Origin of the sequence: Mesorhizobium sp. M7A.F.Ca.CA.001.10.2.1 (assembly GCF_003998575.1) — a bacterium.
In the GTDB taxonomy this organism is placed as follows: Bacteria; Pseudomonadota; Alphaproteobacteria; order Rhizobiales; family Rhizobiaceae; genus Mesorhizobium.
The window spans coordinates 1-3,431 of sequence record NZ_RZQY01000653.1; the positions used below are offsets into that span (position 1 = coordinate 1).

The 3,431-nt window shown below is 63.5% G+C and carries 2 protein-coding genes; both read right to left on the minus strand.

Going from position 1 to position 3,431, the window contains the following annotated elements; all coding sequences use genetic code 11:
• On the minus strand, window positions 1-785 hold a 785-nt coding region (locus tag EN964_RS29265; RefSeq protein WP_127277057.1), incomplete at its 3' end, for a DUF2865 domain-containing protein.
• An 88-nt stretch (window positions 786-873) separates the two neighbouring features.
• Window positions 874-3,198 (minus strand): NADP-dependent malic enzyme, encoded by a 2,325-nt coding sequence (locus EN964_RS29270; RefSeq protein ID WP_127277059.1) that lies wholly within the window; start codon window positions 3,196-3,198, stop codon window positions 874-876.
• Between the last annotated feature and the right edge of the window lie 233 nt (window positions 3,199-3,431).

Genomic DNA, 3,431 nt, shown 5'->3' on the forward strand with positions numbered 1-3,431 from the left:
TCGTCCATGCCGCGCGAATAGAAAACCTGCATCTCGGTGCCGGGGCAGCTCGATTCGCAATTCTTCTGGTCACGTTCGAAATCGCCTGCCGAGGCTGAGTTCGACATCGGGAAGAAGTAGCCGTCGCAGGTGCGCACACAGGAAGTGTGGAACTCACCGCCGACGCTCGGAAAATCGGGTATGCCGGGCTGGTTGAGCACACGGCGGACATTGCGCTCCTCGCCGGGATCGTCGGGCTGGTTGGGCTCATCAAGCATATCGAGCTGCTGGCTGTTGCCGCCAAAAAGCTGATCGAACAGGTTTGCGCTGCCGCCCTCGCGGTTGGCTTCCTGCAAAGGCGCCCGCCGAGGCGCGACGGCGTCGTCGCGGCAGCCATTGGCGTCAAGCGCCGCCAGGATGCGTCCGCGGTCGCGGCGCGAGCCGCCGCCGGCCAGCCGCTCGCGCTTGTTCTGCAAGGCGTCGAGATTGGCATTCATGCGATCGATGGTGGCGTTTAGCCCGGCGCATTGATTGAGGTTGCGGCCAAACAGCGAAAAGCCGCATCCGGCCCGGCTCGCCTGGCCGCGGGCTTTCGAAATCTGCTCATGCTGCCTCGCAATTGCGGAATCGTATTTCCGGATCAGCGCCGGACCGCCACCGCCGCCGCGCGAGGACGCGGCAAGATCGGCTTCCAGCTGGCGGCAGACCCGCGAAGCAGCCTGTGGCTCGGCTACCCCCCAGGTTGCGGACAACAGGAGGCCAAGCAGCATGGCAGCATGCGCCTGCTTCCACCCTCCGCTTGCCATCCGCCCAAACTCCGCCTGCCAAATCCGACTGTTAGCCCGCAATGCTACCGTGTTCGCGGTTAACTGCAGTTTACCGCGAAATCCGTGTTCAGCCCAGATTGACGACCGCCTGTGCCTTGTGGGCGGCTTCCACGACGGCAAGCGCCGTCATGTTGACGACGCCGCGCGAGGTGACCGACGGCGTCAATATATGCGCCGGCATGTCCGTGCCGAGCAGGATCGGCCCGACGTGTAGCGCATCCATCATGGTCCTGAGCGCCGTCAGCGTGATGTTGGCCGAATCGAGATTGGGGAACACCAGCAAATTGGCTTCGCCCTTCAGCCGTGAATGCGGATATACGCGCTGGCGCAGATGCTCCGACAGAGCGGAATCGGCGTGCATCTCGCCATCGCATTCCAGCTCTGGGGCAATGCGCGCCAGGATCGCCGCCGCTTGCCGCATCTTCAGGGCACTGGGCGAATCGCGCGAGCCGAAATCCGAATGCGAGAGCAGCGCTGCCTTCGGCTCGATGCCGAAGCGCTGGATTTCTTCCGCCGCCAGCACCGTCATCTCAGCGATTTCTTCCGCCGTCGGGTCGACGGAGACATGCGTGTCGGTCAGGAAGATGATGCCGCGCTGCGAGATCAGCATCGAGAGCGTCGACAGGTCGCGATCCTTGACGCCGGTGCGCGGGCCGATGATCAAGGTGACGTTGCGCAGATGCCGCTCGAAGCGCCCTTCGAGGCCGCAAACCATTGCATCGGCATCGCCGCGTTTCAGCGCAAGTGCTGCGATCACCGTGTTGTCGGTGCGCACCATGGTGCGCGCGGCTTCCGTCGTGACGCCGCGCCGGCCGGCGAGTTCGATCAGAAGGTCGACATAATGGCGGTAGCGCGGATCGTCTTCCGGGTTGATCAGGCCGAAATCCACACCGGGCTTGATGCGCAAGCCGTAGCGCTTCAGGCGCACCTCGATGACGTGCGGCCGGCCGATCAGGATCGGCTCGGCGATGCCTTCCTCGAGCACCACCTGGGCGGCGCGCAGCACGCGCTCATCCTCGCCGTCTGCATAGATGACGCGCTTGGCGCTCGATGCCTTGGCGGACGAGAACACCGGCTTCATCACCAGGCCGGAGCGGAAGACGAAGCGGTTCAGCTTGTCGATATAGGCGGCGAAATCGGTGATCGGCCGCGTCGCGACACCGGTGTCGCAGGCCGCCTTGGCGACCGCGGGCGCTATGCGCAGGATCAGGCGTGGATCGAAGGGCGAAGGGATCAGGAATTCAGGGCCGAAGATCGGCGTCTCGCCGGAATAGGCGCGGGCAGCGACATCTGAAGGTTCCTCGCGGGCAAGGGCTGCGATGGCGCGGACCGCCGCCATCTTCATCTCCTCGTTGATAGCGCTGGCACCACAGTCGAGCGCGCCGCGGAAGATGTAAGGAAAACACAGTACGTTGTTGACCTGATTGGGAAAATCGGACCTGCCTGTGCAGATCATCGCATCGGGACGCGCCGCACGCGCCGTTTCCGGCATGATCTCCGGATTGGGGTTGGCCAGCGCCAGGATCAGCGGTTTTGGCGCCATGTGCTCAAGCAGTTCCGGCTTCAGCACGCCTGCCGCCGAGAGGCCGAGGAAGACATCTGCGCCCGATATGACGTCGGCCAGCGTGCGCGCCTCGGTGTCCTTCACATAAGGGTCTTTCCAGCGGTCCATCTCGTCGGTCCGCCCTTTGTAGGCAACGCCGAAACGGTCGGTGACCCAGATGTTTTCGACTTTGGCGCCGAGCGAGACCAGCAGGTTGAGGCAGGCAAGGGCGGCAGCCCCGGCGCCGGAGGTGACGATCTTGATGTCCGATATGGTTTTTCGGGCGAATTCCAGCCCGTTGAGCACGGCGGCAGCGACGATGATGGCGGTGCCATGCTGGTCGTCGTGGAACACCGGTATCTTCATGCGCGCCTTCAACTGTTCCTCGACCTCGAAGCAGTCCGGTGCCTTGACGTCTTCGAGGTTGATGCCGCCGAAAGTCGGCTCCAGCGCCGAGATCGTCTCGACCATGCGCGCGATCCCCGGCGCGTCGATCTCGATGTCGAAGACATCGATACCGGCGAACGTCTTGAACAGGACGGCCTTGCCTTCCATCACCGGCTTGGAGGCCAGCGGGCCGATATTGCCGAGGCCGAGCACCGCCGATCCGTTGGTGACGACGCCGACCAGATTGGCGCGTGCGGTGTAGTCGGCGGCGGTCGCCGGATCGTCGCGGATTTCCAGGCAAGGGGCGGCGACACCAGGCGAATAGGCGAGCGCGAGGTCGCGCTGGTTGCCGAGCGGCTTGGTCGCCTGGATCTCGAGTTTTCCCGGCCTTGGGTGCTTGTGGAAGTAGAGGGCGGCGTCGTCGAGGTCCGAACGTGCCGTCTTGTTGCTCTCGCCTTCCATGCGGCCGCTCCCTCGAAATCTGGCTGGAGATTCCCTTTTAGCATGCAGCCGTGGTTTTTCGCGACGCTAATTGACGCGCCGGCAGCTTTACCCGGCGGCGCGTAGAAAGTCGCTAATGATCAAATGCTTATGCCGATTCTCTAACGGACGGCTCCTACAGTTTCACGGACAAGTTGATCAAAAGGCGCTGACGTAGAGACCACCATCGACCGGTATGTTCTGCCCGGTCAGAT